At 54.7% G+C, this 19,075-nt stretch carries 17 protein-coding genes; 8 read left to right on the plus strand and 9 right to left on the minus strand.

Annotated elements, in window-relative coordinates; all coding sequences use genetic code 11:
• The first annotated feature begins 52 nt into the window (after positions 1-52).
• From glnE to IMCC3135_RS06765, 3 genes are all read left to right on the plus strand, one after another.
• Positions 53-3,088 carry a bifunctional [glutamate--ammonia ligase]-adenylyl-L-tyrosine phosphorylase/[glutamate--ammonia-ligase] adenylyltransferase gene (gene glnE, locus IMCC3135_RS06755; RefSeq protein ID WP_088916913.1) on the plus strand — a complete coding sequence of 1,012 codons (3,036 nt, stop codon included), beginning with the start codon at positions 53-55 and terminating at the stop codon, positions 3,086-3,088.
• Between the two features lie 87 nt (positions 3,089-3,175).
• The gene (locus IMCC3135_RS06760) at positions 3,176-3,406 is read left to right on the plus strand and encodes a zinc-finger domain-containing protein (protein ID WP_088916914.1); all 231 of its coding nucleotides are present in this window, start codon (positions 3,176-3,178) and stop codon (positions 3,404-3,406) included.
• 35 nt (positions 3,407-3,441) lie between these two features.
• A complete protein-coding gene (locus IMCC3135_RS06765) occupies positions 3,442-4,209 on the plus strand; it encodes a 3-deoxy-D-manno-octulosonic acid kinase (RefSeq protein WP_088916915.1) in 768 nt (255 codons plus the stop codon).
• Positions 4,210-4,265: 56 nt separating this feature from the next.
• Here the strand turns inward: IMCC3135_RS06765 and IMCC3135_RS06770 are convergent, their stop codons facing one another.
• From IMCC3135_RS06770 to IMCC3135_RS06795, 6 genes are all read right to left on the minus strand, one after another.
• Entirely contained in the window at positions 4,266-5,510 is a 1,245-nt protein-coding gene (locus IMCC3135_RS06770) for a 3-deoxy-D-manno-octulosonic acid transferase (protein ID WP_088916916.1), read from the minus strand.
• Positions 5,507-6,415 (minus strand): lysophospholipid acyltransferase family protein, encoded by a 909-nt coding sequence (locus IMCC3135_RS06775; protein ID WP_157735809.1) that lies wholly within the window; start codon positions 6,413-6,415, stop codon positions 5,507-5,509. The genes IMCC3135_RS06770 and IMCC3135_RS06775 overlap by 4 nt, the downstream gene beginning before the upstream one ends.
• 10 nt (positions 6,416-6,425) lie before the next feature.
• Positions 6,426-7,778: a TolC family outer membrane protein gene (locus IMCC3135_RS06780; protein ID WP_088916918.1), complete on the minus strand. Its 1,353-nt coding sequence runs from the start codon at positions 7,776-7,778 to the stop codon at positions 6,426-6,428.
• Positions 7,778-8,440 (minus strand): protein-L-isoaspartate O-methyltransferase family protein, encoded by a 663-nt coding sequence (locus IMCC3135_RS06785; protein ID WP_088916919.1) that lies wholly within the window; start codon positions 8,438-8,440, stop codon positions 7,778-7,780. Before IMCC3135_RS06785 ends, IMCC3135_RS06780 begins: the two co-directional genes overlap by 1 nt.
• Before the next feature lie 267 nt (positions 8,441-8,707).
• Positions 8,708-8,911, minus strand: coding sequence for a cold-shock protein (locus IMCC3135_RS06790; protein ID WP_088916920.1), 204 nt, complete (start codon positions 8,909-8,911; stop codon positions 8,708-8,710).
• Positions 8,912-8,936: 25 nt separating this feature from the next.
• On the minus strand, positions 8,937-10,652 hold the full coding sequence (locus tag IMCC3135_RS06795) for a DEAD/DEAH box helicase (RefSeq protein ID WP_088916921.1): 1,716 nt from the start codon (positions 10,650-10,652) through the stop codon (positions 8,937-8,939).
• 228 nt (positions 10,653-10,880) lie between these two features.
• Here IMCC3135_RS06795 and trxA point away from each other — a divergent pair, with 228 nt between their 5' ends.
• Both trxA and rho read left to right on the plus strand, forming a co-directional pair.
• Positions 10,881-11,207, plus strand: a complete 327-nt coding sequence (trxA, locus tag IMCC3135_RS06800; RefSeq protein WP_088916922.1) for a thioredoxin TrxA — start codon at positions 10,881-10,883, stop codon at positions 11,205-11,207.
• Positions 11,208-11,629: 422 nt separating this feature from the next.
• Positions 11,630-12,886, plus strand: coding sequence for a transcription termination factor Rho (gene rho / locus IMCC3135_RS06805; protein ID WP_088916923.1), 1,257 nt, complete (start codon positions 11,630-11,632; stop codon positions 12,884-12,886).
• 122 nt (positions 12,887-13,008) lie between these two features.
• Here the strand turns inward: rho and purD are convergent, their stop codons facing one another.
• Entirely contained in the window at positions 13,009-14,280 is a 1,272-nt protein-coding gene (gene purD, locus IMCC3135_RS06810; protein WP_088916924.1) for a phosphoribosylamine--glycine ligase, read from the minus strand.
• Between the two features lie 145 nt (positions 14,281-14,425).
• On the opposite strand from purD, the gene IMCC3135_RS06815 reads away from it, so the two are divergent.
• From IMCC3135_RS06815 to IMCC3135_RS06825, 3 genes are read left to right on the plus strand one after another with little or no spacing between them, the layout of a single operon-like run.
• Complete coding sequence (locus tag IMCC3135_RS06815; RefSeq protein ID WP_088921713.1) at positions 14,426-15,652, plus strand: benzoate/H(+) symporter BenE family transporter; 1,227 nt, start codon at positions 14,426-14,428, stop codon at positions 15,650-15,652.
• Complete coding sequence (locus tag IMCC3135_RS06820) at positions 15,649-16,527, plus strand: HpcH/HpaI aldolase/citrate lyase family protein (protein ID WP_088916925.1); 879 nt, start codon at positions 15,649-15,651, stop codon at positions 16,525-16,527. The genes IMCC3135_RS06815 and IMCC3135_RS06820 overlap by 4 nt, the downstream gene beginning before the upstream one ends.
• Positions 16,499-17,746 carry a multidrug effflux MFS transporter gene (locus IMCC3135_RS06825; RefSeq protein WP_088916926.1) on the plus strand — a complete coding sequence of 416 codons (1,248 nt, stop codon included), beginning with the start codon at positions 16,499-16,501 and terminating at the stop codon, positions 17,744-17,746. The genes IMCC3135_RS06820 and IMCC3135_RS06825 overlap by 29 nt, the downstream gene beginning before the upstream one ends.
• On the opposite strand, the gene IMCC3135_RS06830 is transcribed toward IMCC3135_RS06825, so the two are convergent.
• Positions 17,727-18,479, minus strand: a complete 753-nt coding sequence (locus tag IMCC3135_RS06830; protein WP_088916927.1) for an SDR family NAD(P)-dependent oxidoreductase — start codon at positions 18,477-18,479, stop codon at positions 17,727-17,729. The genes IMCC3135_RS06825 and IMCC3135_RS06830 overlap by 20 nt on opposite strands.
• Before the next feature lie 2 nt (positions 18,480-18,481).
• A complete protein-coding gene (locus IMCC3135_RS06835) occupies positions 18,482-18,988 on the minus strand; it encodes a LysM peptidoglycan-binding domain-containing protein (protein ID WP_088916928.1) in 507 nt (168 codons plus the stop codon).
• Between the last annotated feature and the right edge of the window lie 87 nt (positions 18,989-19,075).

Consider the following 19,075-nt stretch of genomic DNA (forward strand, 5'->3'; position numbering starts at 1 on the left):
GTACCCGAAGGCTGTAAAGAGGCGAGTAGCGACAGTGCGCAGCGATTATTCAATGCAATGGATCACCCCCGCCGTCAGGGAACAGGTTGATCAGATTATCGAAAAGATCCCAACAGGGACCCGCGATGCCTCCCTGCTGAGCACGTGGCTATTGCCCGTCTGTGCTGTCAGCCCCTATATGGCGCGTGTGGCATCGCAATACCCCCAATCTATCCAGGCTCTTCTCGATACCGGCGCCTTGCAATCTGGCAGTGAGTCACCGGATGTGGCCCAGATGCTGGAAGAGCTGGAAGCAGCCTGGCAGGAGCTGCACGGCAAGACACCATTAATGGATAGCAAGCAGCGTGAAGCGGTGCAGCAGGCTCTGCTGCGACAGTTCAGGCATCGTCATCTGTTTCGTATCCTGTGGAACGATCTGACTAATTCAGCCGAGTTGTTTCGTACGCTTGAGGACCTGTCACTACTCGCTGATGCCTGCATCATTGCCGCTGAGCGCTGGACACATGAGGTGCTGATCACACGTTACGGCGAACCCTGTGATGGGCAGGGGCAGGAACAGCGGCTGATCGTACTGGGTATGGGCAAGCTGGGCGGCTATGAATTGAATGTGTCGTCAGATATTGATCTGATCTGCCTGTATCCCAGGGCAGGGCAGACGCGCGGTGATGCTCGCGGTAAGGGTATTGTGGAAAACGTGGAGTTCTTTCGACGTGTTGCACAGGGGCTGACACGTCTGCTCAACAGCACGACCGTGGACGGCTTTGCCTACCGTGTGGATACTCGCCTGCGACCCTTCGGAGAAAGTGGTCCGCTGGTCATGAACCTGGATGGGTTGGAAAACTACTACCTGACACAGGCTCGCGACTGGGAACGTTACGCGATGATCAAGGCGCGTGCCATTACCGGCTCGGCCGCCGCCATCCGGGATTTCGAATCGCTGGTGACACCCTTCGTCTACCGGCGTTATCTGGATTACAACGCGTTCGACTCTCTGCGCGACCTGAAGGGCAAGATTGCCTTGTCTGTTCGCCAGAAAGGCATGGTGGACAATATCAAGCTGGGTTCGGGCGGGATTCGCGAAGTCGAGTTTATCGGGCAATCCTTTCAGCTGGTGCGTGGTGGACGCGATGAGCGCCTGCGTTCACGCTCTATCGTGGCGGTGCTGCGCCGCCTGGCTCGTCAAAGACTATTGGAAAACGCCGAAGTAGAAGGGCTTCTGGAGGCTTACGGTTATCTGCGTCGCGTAGAGAATGCGGTGCAGATGATGCGCGATGAGCAGGTTCACAGCTTGCCGACCGATGAGACCGACAAGCAGCGGCTGATTGCGATGCTGGATGAAAGCGATTGGGGGACTTTCCGAAAAACCCTGTCAGTCCATCAGCAGCGTGTCACGGACAGCTTTTCTGGTCTGTTCGAGATCGAAGAGACAAGCGAACCGAGCGCTGCGATAGCGATTGAACAAGGTGATTCGGATAATGCAGATAGCGATGTCGCAGCCTGTAAAGATGGAGTGTTAGCGGATATTTTCATCGCCCGTGTGGCTGATACCTGGCGGCTTGTCGGGGTGCCAGATACCGATGATGAGGAGCGTTCGCAGGCATTGAAACACTGCGGATTCGAGCCCAGTGACGAAATGCTGAGCGCCATAGCCGGTGTCAGTCGAGGTCCGTTCTACAAGCGTCTGACGGCTGAAAGCCAGGAGCGCGTTGAGCGGGTTGTGCCGATGATCATGCAGCAGGCACTGTGTACGGATCTGCCTTCCGAGACCTTGATCAGATCCCTGGCACTGGTACGTACCGTGGCAGGACGAAGTGGCTATCTGCAAGTGCTTGGCGATCAGCCGCCGGCTCTGGCACGATTGGTCAAATTGTTTGCAGAGAGTCGCTGGTTGGCCAATTTTGTGGTGCGCCAACCCATGGTAATTGATGAGCTGCTCAGTGGCGCTGGTACGTATTTGTACCCCGATCATGAATCGGTGCGCGCCGATGCACTGGAGCAGCTGGAGCGATTGCGTGATGCTGACCTGGAAAGACAGATGGAAACATTGCGACATTATCGTCAGTCACGCGAAATGCGTCTGGCTTGCGCCCAGCTGGATGGCTCACTGGCGCTGATGCAGGTCAGCGATCAACTGAGCTGGTTGGCAGAATCTTTGATCGAAGTCGTGCTGGAGCTGGTCAAGATACCGCTGCTGGAGCGCCATGGACAGCCGATCTGCCAAACTGTGAATGGTGAGGCGACAGAGAGTCGCGAAACCAGTGTCGGGATTGTGGCTTACGGCAAACTGGGTGGACTGGAGCTGGGGTTCGGTTCGGACCTGGATCTGGTGTTCCTGCATGACAGCAGTGGTGAAGGGCTGCAAGAAACCAATGGTGAGAAGAGCATCGAGAATTCGGTTTTCTATGGTCGGCTGGCACAGAAGTTCGTGCATTTCATGAGCACGACAACGCCGGCCGGGGTGCTGTATGAAATCGATTTGAGGTTGCGTCCCAATGGTAGTTCCGGGGTACTGGTGACGGGTCTGGAAGCATTTGCCAACTACCAGCGAGGCGATGCCTGGACCTGGGAACATCAGGCTCTGATGCGTGCCCGGGTGGTGTTGGGTAACGCTGAGTTACGCGAAAAATTCGAACAGACACGCAAGGGGGTTCTGGCGCAGCGCCGTTCCGAATCTGAACTGCGTGAGGCGGTGGCCAGCATGCGTGAGCGCATGCGGATCAATCTGGGTAGCAACCGGGCCGATAGCATGCATCTGAAACAAGATGCGGGTGGTGTGGCTGATATTGAATTTATCGTGCAGTACCTGGTGCTGGCACATGCCGCTGATCATCCCTCATTGCTGACTTATACCGACAATATTCGCGTACTGGACGTGATAGAAGCTGAGCAATTGCTGCCGGCCGCTGATGTGTGCGTTTTGCGAGACAGCTATCTGGCATTGCGCGATCGCCTGCATCGACAAGCCTTGCAGGAAGCCCCCTCAGTGGTGCCGCTGGACGATGCATTGATTAGCTTGCGCGATGCGGTTATCGTTCTCAGGACACAAATACTGGGGCCAGCGGCTCCGGTATCAGGCTCGGAGCCATGAGCGCAGATGCATCAATTGTCAAATTCCCTGGCCCACCTATCCAGTACACTACTGGCTGAGTAATCGTTCAAAGAGATCTTCAGACTCATGCAGCAACCCAATTCTCAAACTTTCGTTGAAGTGACCAGCGATGAACTCCCCATTCATTGTCCGACGCCGGACAGTTCATTGTGGAACAGCCACCCAAGAGTGTTCATTCCTCTGCATGAATCGCCTGAGGCACGCTGTTCCTATTGCGGTACCGTCTATCGTCTGGTTAAGGAAAAAACCGCGGTGGCGAATCAGCCCGTTGAAACTGAAACGCAAAACCAGCCCTGATCTGTACGGGGGCAATAAACCATCGCTGCAATCTGATGATTCCGATAGTCACCGAGTGTCCGGACAAGTTGCCTGGAACCACCTGGCGATATTGTCAGGTTCCCGACCTGGCCTTTGACCCGATCATCTTTGATGAGCAACAGCTCAGCGCTCGCAAGATGATTACCGGTGCTGCCAAGGCTGGCAGAGGCAATACGTTTTTCTTTACTTTCGGGGGGCAGGCCTTGGTGCTGCGTCATTATCATCGTGGCGGGCTGGTGCAACGACTCAGCAAGGATCGTTATCTGTTTACCGGACTTGAACGTACCCGCTCGATGCATGAATTTGATGTCATGGCACAGTTGCATCAACAAGGCTTTCCGGTATCGGTGCCGTATGCCTGCCAGGTTGTGCATCAAGGCTTGTTTTATCGTGCAAGTCTGGTGACGCACAAGCTGGATGCCCAGACGCTGGCTGAAAGGCTGGCGACGCTTACCTTGCGACCCCTGACTCAAAAAGTCTGGGCGGATATGGGCGAGACGCTGGCAAGGCTGCATGCGAAGGGTATCTATCATGCGGATCTGAACGCGCATAACATCATGCTGAACGAGGACAACGATAAGGTTTCGGTGATTGACTTTGATCGGGCACAGCCGCGCACACTGCCTGCGGGTAATCCGGCTAGTGGCTGGTGTTTGTCCAATATCCAGCGTCTTGAGCGTTCGCTGGTCAAGATCAGTTCAGATGATCAGGCATATGCGGACGGCCTGGCAACACTCAAGCATCACTGGGCGCAGAATCTGAAGTCGCTGACAGCAGGGTAGTCAGGAGGTAGCCAGGAAGTGCGCTACCTTGGTGTTATCGCAGGTCTGTTCTGGAGTCAGGACAAAGCCGTCATATAGCGCTGCAGCACGTTCTGGCTATCCTCTGATACTTGCAAGGCACGTGCGGCCATGTCCCGGTGGCGGGCTTGCCCTTGTGCCGCTTCACAGAGAAAGCGGATGGCCTCGTCGCTGCTCTGGGCAATATCAATGGCGTTGCTGTTCCGCATCAATTGCATGATGTCATCAAAATTGCCGGTGTGCGGTCCGACAACGATGGGGCAGGAATATCGGGCAGGTTCCAGCATGTTGTGACCACCGCGAGTGATCAATGATCCGCCGACAAAACAGGCGCTGGCAAAAGAGTACCAAGCTTGTAATTCTCCCAGCGTGTCCGCCAGGTAGATCTGATCACCGCTTGCCGGTTGCTGGCCTGCTGAACGTTGCGACACACCAGCACCCAGCGCTCGCAAATCCCTCAGAATCGCCGAGCCACGTTCTGGGTGGCGCGGCACGATGACCAGTAGTTCGTCTTTTACAGCCTGTTTCAGCCAACTGCCCGCCAGTTGCACTTCCTCATCAGCATGGGTCGAGGCTGCCAGCACATAGCGTCCTGGAATAAGAGGCGTATCGACAGGGGTATCAGTACTCTGCGTGTATTTCAGGTTGCCGATCAGCTCCACCTGGGCGGCGGGTGTGCCTAGTGCGATGAAATTATCGACGTCCTGTTGTGAGCGGGCCAGAACCCGGACAGGCGACAAAGCCCGGCGGTAACTGCTGGCCAGTAATCCATCTGATTGTTTGCTGGTGCGGCTGGACAAGCGTCCGTTGATGATGGTTAATGCAACACCTGTACGTTCGCAATGTGAGTATAACCAGGGCCATATTTCAGTTTCGACAATCCAGCCGCGACCAGCAGGTAGTTGCTCCAGAAAGCGCCGACAGGCACCCGGAAAATCAATGGGTAAATACTGGTGTTGTATGTCGGGTAGCGCTTGTTTTGCCAGAACGGCAGCACCGGTAGGCGTGCCCGTCGTGAGCAGTACCTTGTCGCCGGTGTGCTGCTGCCATTCTCTGATGAGCGGCAAAACGGTTAGCACTTCACCGACCGAGGCAGCATGCACCCAGAGCTTCACATCCTGTTCGGGTGGTGAGAGTTCTGCGGTTAAGCTTGTTGAATAAATGCCCAGTCGTTGCCACCAGTAACGCCTTCCGCCATCTTTTAAAGCGCGCCATAAGGTGTAGCCTGCCAGTAACGGGCTCAGTGCTCGAATCAGCAGGCGATAACGCCAGGGAGGTGTCATTTGTAGGGGCTGGGATGCTCGCGAGAGGGTGGTTTGAACCGTTTGTGTGCCCAGAGATACTGTTCGGGCTGGGTGCGGACCTGTGCTTCGAGCAAATCATTCACCTGCTGAGTTGCTGCAAGCAAATCGTCAGAATCGAACTCCACCGGTGGCAGAAAGCGAAAGGCATAACCCTCACCGTTGCTCTTGCGTTCCGGTATGAAAGGGATGACCGTAGCGCCGGTCATTCTCACAATACGAGCAGAGCCGCTGGTGGTCAGTACCGGTTGGCCGAAATAGCGGGTAGGGATACCACCGTGGCTGACTGAGACACTCTGATCGGGTGAGTACCAGACAACTTCGCCGGCTCGCAGGCGCCGTACCATCTCTCTGATGGCGCGGTTATCGATCATGCCGTCCATATGACGATTGCGTTGGTACAGTAAATACGCTGCAAACAAAGGGTTTTTTGGTGGATCGTACACAGCCCGCATCGGCCATCGTGCTCCGAAGATGGCGGCGCAGAGTTCAAGCACGGTGAAATGTGCTTGCAGCAGAATGACGCCCTTACCCTTCAGCAATGCCTCATCGACGTATTCTGTGCCGCTTGTTTCAATCGGACCAATCGTGTCGATACTGCGATACCAGGTCCAGGCAGTTTCACCCATCGCCATGCCGACATGTCGGAATGCATCTTTTGCCAACGCCTTGCGTGCCGGTTCGGAAAGCTCGGGAAAGGCGAGGCGCAGATTGGTCAGTGTTGTATGACGGCGACTGATCAGCAAGGCGTATGTCAGTAGTCCCAACCCCCTGCTGATACGCATGACGAGAGGATAGGGCAGGCGTGTCAGCAACCAGAAACAACCGAATCCCAGCCAGGTTGGCCAGAATCGCGGCGCAAGAAATTCCCGCGCTTGAAAGCTCAAGCAGACCCCCTTATTCGACTTCGCCCAGAAAAAGATTGATGGAGTAGATATCGTCTTCAGAGAGAGTTCCGGCGGCAGCCTTCAGGTTCAGTGAATTGATGATGTAGTCATAACGGGCGCCTGCGTAGTCGGAGCGCGCACTAAAGGTGTCACGTAACGCTTGCAAGACCTCGACGGAGGTTCGTGTACCGGCGCGAAAGCCTGCTTCAGTGGCCTCTGCAGATTTTTGTGTGGACTCCAGTGCCTGACGAAATGCCTTGACCAGGCTGATAGATGCCTGCACGCCCCGGTAGCCATCACGTGTTTGCTGGATGGTCGCCCGTTGCTGGGCCAGCAGTTGCTCACCTGATGATAGTGACAAGGCGCGAGCTTGTGCAACCTGGGCGTTGACCAGACCACCGGTGAGGATAGGGAAGACCAGTTGCAGCTTGATTTCGGCGACATCTGCATCACTTCGATTTATCTGATCGGTTGTGCTGGAGGCCGCCGAGCCTACCAGGTCCAGCGTGGGATAACGCTCGGCACGCTCGATATCAACCTGCATCTGGCTGCTGTCGTCGGAAAGGCGAGCAATGACCAGCTCAAGATTCTGATCGACGGCCATGTCTACCCATGCATCGATATTGGCAGGGTCGGGTGGCAGCAGTGGCGAATCCTCTGCCAGCGGCGCCAGTGTCTCAGGGGTCTGGCCACTGATCAGGACCAGCGCTTCCTGGGCGGTTGAGAGCTGATTGGCGGCGGCAATCTCCTGAGCAACCGCCAGATCGTATTGCGCCTGGGCTGAGCGCACGTCAGTAATGGGTACCAGACCGACATCAAAGCGGCGTTCGGCCTGCTCCAGCTGACGGCTGATGGCTTCAAGCTCAGATTGGCTGAATTCGACATTGGCATCGGCACGCAAGACATCGAAATAGGCGGTAGCGACACGCAGAATCAGTGTCTGGCCAAGAGCTGCGTATTGTGCTTCGGCCTGCATGACGTTGAGCTCTGCCTGATCGAGCAACTTGCTGCCAGAGCGGTTGAATAGCGTCTGGCTGAGCGACAGTGACAGGGCTGTTTCGTTATAGGGTCCTTCACCATCGTCTGCCAGCGTGCTGATGCCAGCTTCGCCACCAAAAGTCAGCTGTGGCCTGAAGGTGGAGCGTGCCAGAGGAATGCGTTCACGCGCAGCTTCCAGATCGTATTGAGAGGCCGAGTATTCCGCATCGTACTCTCGGGCCTGCTCGTAGACTTCCTGCAGGTCGACCGCTTGCGCGGCGCTGGCGAACAGGAGTGGAGCTGCGATCAAGGTAGTGCGGGCCGCGCGGATACTTAGAGCCAGAGTAGACAGGCTCAGGGTCGAAGGGAGGTTCACTTTGGTCATTAGAATACGAAGCTGGGTGTTTCGGAGTCAAAATTGACAAGAGGGTCGACGTTGGTTTCAAACAGACTTTCACGGCTCCATTCCGTTTCACTCACTCTGGTGACAAGCACGGCTTCCATGGTGGGCTGTGAGGTGTCGCCGATCAGGGCAAACAGTCGGCCACCGATCTTCAGTTTATTGCGGTAAAAATCCGGAATGGAAGGAATGGCGCCGGAGAAAGCGATGGCATTGTAACCATCGCGTGCATCCCAGGAGCTCGTGGCGTCCTGGTGCAGTACCGTGACATTGCTGACGCCCATGGTTTGCAGTCGCGCTTTTGCAGCATCGGCAAGTTCGGGGATGATCTCGATACTGTCAACATGTGCACAGAGGCGTGCAAGGCAGGCCGTAAGATAGCCGCTACCGGTGCCTATTTCCAGAACGGTATCGGTCAATTCCAATAACAGAGCCTGAAGCAATCGGCCATCTACCGTCGGTTTGAGCATGTGCTGCCCATGACCGATGGGGAGGGGGTAATCACTGTAGGCAATTCCCTGGTGTGCAGGTTCCAGAAAAGAATCCCTTGGTACCAGAGACAGAACATCCAGAACGTGTTGATCAAGTACGTCCCAAGGGCGCACTTGTTGTTCGATCATGTTGTTGCGGGCTTGCTGTAGATCCATGAGAAGGCCGGAGTGTCAGATTATGATTCTGGGGCGTGCACCCTACGCGGGTAAACGCAACTGTGATGCGAATTATAGGCCAAGCAACCCCCGTGTCATGTATCAAGCTGAAACAGCGATGACCTGCCAGACAGGCAGGCGACAATATTCATCAGTGTGCCTGCTTCATCATGCATTCGACAGGGGAGGGCCAGTGAACTAATCGCCATCTGATTCTTACGCTATGCGGAGTAAATGACGAGTGTATTCAGATGGTTAATGGTAATTCTATTCAGGTTTTACGCTGGTTGCCTGTGGACCCTTGGCACCGTCTTCTACGTCGAAGGATACTTTCTGGCCTTCAGCAAGAGTTTTGAACCCGTCGCCGGTAATGGCGGAAAAATGAACAAATACATCTTCTCCACCACCCTCCTGAGTCACAAAGCCAAAACCTTTGGCTTCGTTAAACCATTTGACTGTTCCTGTCGGCATTATTCTGCTCCTCGATGACTTGAACTTATTCTGTGCTGTCGGTTGAGCCTTTATCTGAATTCGGAGTGCCTTCACTGGTGGCGTTAGCGGATTCTCCCGCAGCAGCCGGCTTGCGTCTTCTGCGACGCTTGCGTGGTGGTTTAGCGGCTGGATCTGCTGTCGCGCCGGTAGCACTGACAGCACTACCTTCAGTAGGGCTTGCGGCCGCATCGGGAGCCGGTTTTTTGGTCGCTGGACGGCGTTTTCGAGGTGGCTTGCTTCCCGCCGGGGCGCCATCTGTGGGTGCTGGCGCGGGTGCGGCATTGTCTGCAGCGGGCTTCGATTGCGTCTGATCGACGGGTTTCGAGCTGTCTGCGGCAGGCTTGCCCGTCGATTCACTATTGCTGCGTCTGCTACGTGAGCCTGGAGCTGCACTGCGCGAGCCACCGCCACTACTATTGCTACGGCCTCTATCACGACTGCCGCCCTTGGATGGTTTTCCACCTTTTCCACCGGGACCACTGCTGACTCGGTCGTGCTCAATGCGCTTGGGTGGTTTGGGTTTGATCAGTAGTTCGTCTGTGATCATCTCCAAAGGGATGCTCTGACCGATGTATTCCTGAATTTCGGGCAGGGAAAAGGAATAGTTTTCGCAGGCAAAGCTGACGGCTACACCTTTGGTACCGGCTCTGGCGGTACGACCGATGCGGTGAACATAATCTTCAGCCTGTTGCGGCAGGTCATAATTGAAAACGTGACTGACATCGTCAATGTGCAAACCGCGAGCGGCGACATCGGTAGCAATCAGTATCGGTAGTTTACCGGCGGTAAAGTCCGCCAGGATCTTCTGTCGCTTGCTTTGGCGTACATCGCCGGACAAGGTGCCACAGGCAATGTCGTTACCCAGAAGATAACTTTCGATCTTCTCCGCGGCTCGCTTGGTATTGACGAAAATGATGGAGCGCTCAGGTTTCAGCGAACCCAGCAAACCGAGCAGTAGTGGGATTTTTTCGTCTGTTGCTGGCTGATACAAGGCCTGGCGCACGCCTTCGGCTGTGACACCGGTGCTCTCGGTCTTGATTTCCTGGGGGTTGTCCATGTGTTCATAGGCAAGCTCCATGACACGATGTGACAAAGTGGCCGAGAACAGCATGCTCAGCCGCTCGCCAGGAGCGGGCATGCGACGCAGCAGGAAGCGAATATCGGCGATGAAGCCCAGGTCGAACATTCTGTCGGCTTCATCAAGGACCACGATTTCCAGCTTGGCCAGATCAAATACCTTCTGCTTGAAATAGTCTATTAATCGTCCGGGTGTGCCAATCAGTACATCGACACCCTCAGCCAGTTCTTTTCTCTGTTTGTCATAGTCGATGCCACCGTAAACGACTGAGCACTTGAGGTCGGTATAGGCGCCGAGTGAATCAGCATCCTTCTTGATCTGCATGGCCAATTCGCGAGTCGGGGCAATAACCAGCATACGCGGTTGATCTTTGCGTCTCTCGCCACCACTGTTGCTGAGCAAGCGGGCAAAGCTGCCAAGCAAAAAGGCTGCTGTCTTACCGGTGCCCGTCTGTGCTTGTGCGGCAACATCTTTGCCTGATGAAATAACGGGCAGGGTCAGTCCCTGTATCTCTGTGCAGTCAGAGAAGCCCAGTTCATCGGTCGCTTTGAGCAGTGGCGCAGGCAGGTTCAGCTCTCGAAATGAACTGATGGGATCTGGAAGCGTTGTGTTATCTGATGAGTCTGGAGTAGTTTTTGTCATGCGATGTGTGCGTTGCGATCTGATAAAATGGGAACCCATTGCGGGGCCGTTAGTCGGCGTTGCACAGACGCGCAATGGCACGACTGAACGTCCTCGAAAGACAAGGACACCTCGGTAAACGAAATATAATCTTTCATGGCCCGTCGTTTCACAAGCCAGCCAGTTTTTCCATACCAGATGCGTACTTACGTGTAGCTGGTTTCATAATTGTTATTGCAGAGGTGCATTATGAGCGAACATATTACTCCCATTACAGACGCGACCTTCGAAGAAGAGGTTCTGAACTCCGAAACGCCCGTGCTGGTTGACTATTGGGCCGAATGGTGCGGACCGTGTAAAGCGATTAGTCCGGTACTTGAAGACGTGGCACCTGGCTACGCCGGAAAAGTAAAAATCGTCAAGATGAATATAGACGAGAATCCCAACACTCCCCCCAAATACGGCATTCGCAGTATTCCTACGCTCATGCTTTTCAAGAATGGCGCTGTTGAAAGTACCAAAATTGGTGGTTTGAATAGAACACAACTTACTGAATTTCTTGACGAAAATTCGTAATTGATTTAACGGTCTAACAGCCGTTACTGACTGCCTCTACGCTAGAGGCAGTCTTGTATATTAATGCGTGTGGTAGGTTATGTAGCACGCTGCACTAGTTAATGTTCATCATTTGCAGGTTGAATTGGTACTCTTTTAGCGATGCTTAATGAGTCAATAGTGCGAATTATTGCAGTTTTTACGGAAGTTCCAGGTTCATTTTTCAATAAAATGACCGATGAATGTGTACCTTTACTGTGGATGTACTGGACTCAGTGTTTTGATTCGTGCTAGATTAATCGCACAACGTCCTGCAGCCCGCCTCCTCTTGGCGCGCGCCACGTAACCAATTTCCAGAACTACACCTCACTCCAGATCGATTCGCCACCTCCTGTGGCCATCCTACTATTCGGCCTTCTACGGCTAATCCGCGCATTACGTGTATGAATCTGACTGATTTAAAGAAAAAAAATCCCACCGAACTCATCGAGCTAGCTCAGTCGATAGGCGTGGAAAGTGTTGCCCGACAGCGCAAACAGGACATGATCTTTTCGATCCTGAAAGCGCAGTCGCGAAAGGGCGAAGACATTTTCGGCAGTGGTGTCCTCGAAATATTGCAAGATGGCTTTGGCTTTCTGCGATCGGCTGACAGCTCCTATCTGGCCGGGCCCGATGACATCTATGTCTCCCCGACCCAGGTTCGACGCTTTGCTTTGCGAACCGGTGATTCCATTGCTGGCAAGATACGACCGCCGAAGGAAGGGGAGCGCTACTTTGCTCTGCTGAATGTTGATGAAATCAACTTCGGCTCGCCCGAGCAAGCCAAGAACAAGGTCCTGTTCGAGAACCTGACGCCACTGCATCCCAGTGATCGTTTCACGATGGAGCGGGGCAACGGTAGTACCGAAGATATCACCGCGCGTATCATCGATTTCGCAGCGCCTATCGGTAAAGGCCAGCGTGGTTTGATCGTATCGCCTCCCAAGGCGGGTAAGACTCTGATGCTGCAGAACATCGCACAGAGCATCGCCGCTAATTCTCCTGATTCCTACCTGATCGTTCTGCTGATTGACGAGCGACCGGAAGAGGTCACGGAAATGCAGCGCATGGTTCAGGGTGAAGTGATTTCCAGTACCTTTGATGAACCTGCTGCCCGGCATGTCCAGGTTGCGGAAATGGTTATCGAGAAAGCCAAACGTCTGGTTGAGCACAAGAAGGATGTTGTCATTCTGCTTGACTCCATCACTCGGCTGGCACGTGCCTACAATACGGTTGTGCCTTCTTCAGGCAAGGTTCTGACCGGTGGTGTGGATGCTAATGCATTGCATCGTCCCAAGCGTTTCTTTGGTGCGGCCAGAAATATCGAAGAGGGTGGCAGTCTGACTATCATCGCCACCGCTCTTGTGGATACCGGCTCCAAGATGGACGAAGTCATCTACGAAGAGTTCAAGGGCACAGGCAACATGGAATTGCATCTTGACCGTCGCATCGCTGAAAAACGCGTCTTCCCGGCAATCAACATCAATCGTTCCGGCACACGTCGTGAAGAGCTGATGATGGGTGCGGAAGAACTGCAAAAGACCTGGATATTGCGAAAATTCATTCACTCCATGGATGAAATCGAAGCGGTGGAATTTCTGCTGGGCCGATTGCAACAGACCAAAACCAATGGTGAGTTCTTCGATTCAATGAAGCGCTAGTTGATCAAACTCGCTTGAAGACTGCGGGCCTTGTGAAGCAAGCCCGGAGTTGTTTGTTCCGGGAACTATCGAGGCTGACATCAGATTTTATTCTGATGCCAGCCTTTGCTCATTCTGCCAGGCTACAAAGCTCGGTGACCGATGTCGCGACGATACCGACAACCATCCCAGGAAATACTACTAGCTCCCGCTTCGGCCTGTGCCTTGGCTTTTGCCAGAGAGTCTGCGGCACTGGTAACGCACAGCACCCGGCCACCTGCGGTCACAAGCTGATCTGCTTCAAGTCGTGTGCCGGCTTGGAAAACCTTGCACTCACCATTCGACTCTGCTTCTTCAATGCCTGTGATGGGTTTGCCTTGACTGCTGCCCGCCGGGTATTCGCCAGCTGCCATCACGATGCCAATGGCGCTGCCCGCATGCCAATTGATCTGCGCATCCGGTAGAGTCCCGTCTACAGCATGATCCAGCAGGGCCAGCAGATCACTTTGCAGGCGCATCATCAAGGGCTGCGTCTCGGGGTCTCCAAGACGAACGTTGTACTCGACCACTCGAGCTTGATTCTTCTCATCGATCATCAGTCCGACATACAAAAAGCCGGTAAACGGCATACCTTCATCGACCAGTGCATCGATAGTGGGTTGAACGATGTCTCGCATGACATGTTGGTGCACGCTGTCGGTGACGACAGGGGCGGGTGAATAAGCTCCCATGCCGCCGGTGTTCGGACCCAGATCACCCTCATCACGTGCCTTGTGATCCTGGCTGCTGGCCAAAGCCATAGCATCTCGCCCTGAGACAACGGCGATGAAGCTGGCTTCCTCACCTGCCAGAAATCCTTCAATGACGACCTGTGCGCCTGCCTCGCCAAACTGGCCGGCCAGCATGGACTCGACGGCTGCGCAGGCTTCGGCTTCTGTTTGTGCGACAACCACACCCTTGCCGGCCGCCAGGCCATCGGCCTTGATGACGATGGGTGCACCTTGTTCGTGTATGTATTCCAGAGCGGGGGCCACTTCAGAAAAAGTTGCGTAGCTGGCTGTCGGGATGTTGTTGCGCGCCATGAAATCCTTGGCGAAGGATTTGCTGCCTTCGAGTTGCGCTGCTGATTTCTGCGGTCCGAAAATGCGCAAACCCTGTGCGGTGAAGGTATCTACGATGCCTGCGACCAGAGGTGCTTCGGGTCCGACAATGGTCAGATGCACCGATTCATTGCGGGCAAAGTCGAGGAGTGATTCGATATCGGTGGCCTCGATGGCAACCGGTGTCAGTTTGTCCTCATGCAGCATGCCAGGGTTTCCCGGGGCAATGCTGACTCGAGTGACGCCGGGAGTCTGTGCCAGTTTCCATGCCATGGCATGTTCACGCCCGCCACTTCCGATCAATAGAAGATGCATTGTCAGTTGTCAGTTTAAAAGCGTTATTCTAGTGTATTGCAACGCTCAGGGTACGCTGCAACCACTTCTGAGACTGGCTGACGGCAAGTTCTCAATAGATTTTTGCAATCGCTGTCGAATCTGTCGCAGCCAACCATCATCATTCATGAGCAAGCTCAACACGTCTGCAGGCTTCCGAGCTGCCGCTTCCAGTCGTATCCTGGATCTCTCTTGGCAAGCCTTCGGTACGGGCATGCTGGGAGCCATCGTCGGCTTTCTTGGCTCTTTTGCCGTGGTTCTGCAAGGGCTTCGTGCTGCCGGTGCCAATGAGGCACAAGCTATCTCCGGTCTTATTGTTCTGTCTTTGGGGATGGGCTTGTCGGGCATCATTCTGGCGTTGCGCTATCGCATGCCCATCGGTGTTGCCTGGTCGACTCCGGGGGCCGCACTGCTGATTGCATCGGGCGATACTCTGAACAGTGTCAATGAGGCCATCGGTGCCTATGTCGCCAGCGCCTTGTTGCTGATACTGGCCGGCTGGTTTCGACCGCTGGGAAGGCTTATTGAAGCGATACCGGCAAGCCTGGCGAATGCGATGCTGGCAGGTGTGTTGTTGAGCATCTGTCTGGCGCCCATAGAGGCCTTGGCCAGTGATGCCTGGTTGGCTGTTCCTGTTTTAATGACCTGGTGGCTGGTCGGGCATTTCAATCGTTTCTTTGCCGTGCCTGCGGCTCTGATGGTTCTGATGCCTGTGGTCGTCTGGCGCCTGGGTATCCCTGAGGGGTTTGCAGAGCAGGTTCAAGCCAGCCTGGTGCCGCATGTCGAGTTCATCAAGCCTGTCTTTGAACTACAGGCGATGGTCAGTATCGGCATTCCGCTGTTTGTCGTGACGATGGCGTCTCAGAATGTGCCGGGTGTGGCGGTGTTGCGGGCAAGCGGCTATCAGCCCAAGGCCGGGCCACTGATCATCAACACCGGCCTGTTCTCTTTGTTGACGTCACCTTTTGGTGCTCACGGCATCAATCTGGCGGCCATAACCGCTGCCATGTTCTGCAGTCCTGATGCGCACACGGATCCTGCTCGCCGTTACTGGTCTGCCGCTTTTGCCGGCATGGCCTATCTGGTGTTGGGGGCTCTGGCGGGCTTGACGGGGTTGTTTGTCACCATGGTTCCCGGTGTGCTTGTCGAGGCGATTGCCGGACTTGCCTTGCTGGGTTCGTTCTCGTCCGCCATCGTGGCTGCTCTGTCTGATCTGAAGCAGCGTGAGGCATCGGCTGTCACTTTTCTGTTTGCAGCATCGGGTCTTACCTTTCTGGGAGTAGGGGGTGCATTCTGGGGCTTGCTAATCGGCGCTGTGATGTTCATCGTTATCACTTTTCGGGACACAAGATGAATACAACTATCGATTGTCGCTCCGCGCTCTACATGCCTGCCGTGCAGGAGCGAGTGCTTGCCAAGGGGCCAAAGCTTGCCGCGGATGCCATCATTCTCGACCTGGAAGATGCTGTTGCGCCTGATGTCAAAGAGCTTGCCCGTGAGGCTGCCACCACGGCGCTGAAAGAGCTGGACTACGGTTATCGTATCCGCGCTTTACGAATCAATGGCAACGCGACTCCCTGGTTTGCAGACGATGTCGCGGCAGCCATGCAGGCACGTCCTGATGCTCTGGTTTTGCCCAAGGTGGAATCGGCAGCTGATATCCATGCGCTGAATGAGCTTATGGACAAACAGCCAGAAGCTGCAGACATGGCCATCTGGGCCATGGTGGAATCACCTATGGCAGTGCTCAATGCGCACGCCATTGCCAAGTGTGTGCAGGATTGTCCGCGATTATCTTTACTGGTGGTTGGCAGTAACGATCTGGCACGCGAATCGAATATGCCGATCAGCGCTGATCGCACCTTGTTGTTGCCCTGGCTGATGAGCTTTATCGCCGCTGCCAGAGCTTATGGTCTGAATATTCTGGATGGCGTCTGTAACGACTTTGCTGATGAGGCGAGACTACGGCAGGAATGCCTGCAAGGTGTGGCGATGGGGATGGATGGCAAAACTCTGATTCATCCGGCGCAAATTGCCATTGCCAATGAGGTCTTTGCCCCTTCAGCCTCTGCTATCGAGGATGCGGGCGTTATTGTGGCAACGTTTGCCGAGCCGCAGAATGAGGCGCTGGGTGTGGTTAAAATCAACGGCCGCATGGTAGAGCGTTTGCATCTGGATATGGCAAAGCAACTACTGGCGCGTGCTGATCGACTCGCAGAAAGAAACTGAAAAATTCGTCATGGATCGACTGGGTGCACCACTACTGTGTTTTCTGATTGCCGTTTCAGCCATCGGACCTCTAACGCTCAACGGAGTGCTGCCTGCAACCAGTGCGGTCATGACAGAACTGGCGACGCGCTATGAAGTTGCGCAACTGGTCCTGACGGTATTTCTGGTAGCAAATCTGGTTTCTCAGCTGGTGCTGGGACCAGCTGCAGATCGATATGGCCGGCGACCTGTCATGTTGTTCAGTCTGTCGGTATTCGTGGTGGGCAGTCTGATCTGTGCCTCGGCCAATTCCATTGAGTGGTTGTTGGCGGGACGTTTTGTTCAGGGGGTCGGTGGTGCCGTTTGCGTCTTTCTTCCCCGAACCATTGTGCGCGATATCTATGAGCAGGGCCGGGCAGCCAGTGTTATCGGTTACATGACCACGGCAATGATGGTGGCGCCATTGTTTGGTCCGGCTCTGGGAGGCTGGATAACTGATCATGCCAGTTGGCGGCTGATGTATGCCGGTCTGGCTTGTCTGGGCATTTTGCTGCTGCTGGCGGGGTGGCGTTATCAGCCAGAAACGCTTGTCAGTCTGCGAAGCAAGCCTTCAACCGCACCGGGGACCTCCTTTTTCGCCTCATCGGGTCTGCTACTGCGTGATCCCGGTTTTGTGGCCTGTGGCTGCATGCTGGCAGGTTCTGTCGGTGTTTATTACGGTTTTCTTTCGGGAGCACCGTATCTGGCCATGGAGAGTCGTGGTCTGAGTGCTACGGACTATGGCAGGTGGTTTGGCATGGTCGCTATTGGTTATCTTTGCGGCAATCTCGCTGCAGGCAAACTGTCAGAGCGCCTTGGTGTGCAGAAAATGATATTCATGGGTTTTCTACCCTTTCTGGCTGGCGTTGCGCTGTTCTGGATATTATTGCCATTGCATCACCCGGTGGCTCTGTTCATGCCCATGATGCTGGCAGCGTTCAGCAATGGTATGTCGCTGCCAAGCATGTTCACGGTCGCCATGAGTATACGTCCCGAGCTTTCGGCCTCTGCATCAGGCTTGGCGGGTAGTCTGCAAACGGCTTTTGGTGTGGTGCTGTCAATCGCCATTGGGTATCTGTTGCCCATGGGGGATTACTGGCTGTTTGTGTTGTTAACCCTGTCCGCAAGCATTTCTGTCGTCGGCTTGGGGTTGACGATCAGACTCACTCGCCGCCAGCAGATCAGCGTTGCCCGCCATTGATTTCCAGCACTTGTCCGGTGATATAGCCAGAGAGCTCCTCGGCGGCAAAGAACAGAAATGCAGGAGCGCAGTCTGCGCTGGTGCCCAGGCGTTGCAAGGGGATTTGTTGCCGAGTGGCTTCGAGTTTCTCAAGGCTGGAATAACGTTCATGGAAGTCAGTATCGATGACTCCCGGAGAGACGGCATTGACACGAATGCAGTCAGGTGCCAGTTCGCGTGCCAGGCCGCGTGAATAGGTGCTGACGAAGGCTTTGGTGGCTGAATAGATTGATGAGCCAGGGCTGCCGCCGGTTGATGCAGATATGGAGACCGTGTTGATGATGGCCGCCTTGCCAGCGATTTTCAGCTGCGGCAGCAGGCCACGAGTGATACGCATGACCGCGTTCTGATTGAGTTCGACAATATCCTGATACTGCTCATCGGTCAGCGTATCGGCAGGGAAGCGACCGAACATGGTGCCTGCATTGTTGATCAGTACATCAACCTTGGGTGTGCGTGAGGCGACGAAGTCAATGAAGGCTTGCTGACCTGCAGGCTTGGTAAAGTCGCTGGTAAAGGTCTCTACCGATTCGGGCAGGCCCTCGGCATAATCCGGATTACGCCCTAGATGAGCAATAACATTCGCTCCGGCTGCATGAAATGCCAACAGAGTCTCTCTGCCAATACCCCGTCCAGCTCCGGTGATGACAACAATACGATTAGCGAACAGTGAACCGAAGACAGGGTGAGTCATGGCTAGTTGGCCGGCAGAGGGTAGCGAATGTTCTGACCGACATTGATCAAGGAGCCACTGATGTTATTGATACTGCGCAGTGTATTAACCGTGGTGCCGTAGTTGATCGCAATTCGGCTCAACGAGTCGCCAGGCTCAACTGTGTAGTCTCCATATAGCGACGTGTCGACAGCATTGCTGGTTTCAAGCGAAGCTGAATTAGCTGAAGATGTCGCGCTTGTATTCTGAGTGTTGACTGCTTGTCCGGTTGACTGAACGGTATCGCCAAAATTGCTTTGTACCGGCGATTCAATCGCTGTGACGGGGGGCGTACTCGAATTGGCTTGCGTGTTTGTTGGCTTGGCTGTCAGCGAGTTTGTGTTGCTTGTCCGAGGCTTGTCAGTCCGTGAGCTTTCAGCCACAGAGCTCCGGCCGCTGGGTTGCGACAGGTTACTTTGCCAACGGTAGATGCCAGCCACCAGTAATGTGGCTGAGATCGCCAGTATGACCAGATCGGATTTGGCTATCACCGCGGGTTACTCCCTTCAAATTCTACAGTTACCCATCATAACGGCTTGTTTGCATGCCGTGGTGACAGGGGTCTATTCTTGAAGGAA

Source organism: Granulosicoccus antarcticus IMCC3135, from assembly GCF_002215215.1.
Lineage (GTDB): Bacteria > Pseudomonadota > Gammaproteobacteria > Granulosicoccales > Granulosicoccaceae > Granulosicoccus > Granulosicoccus antarcticus.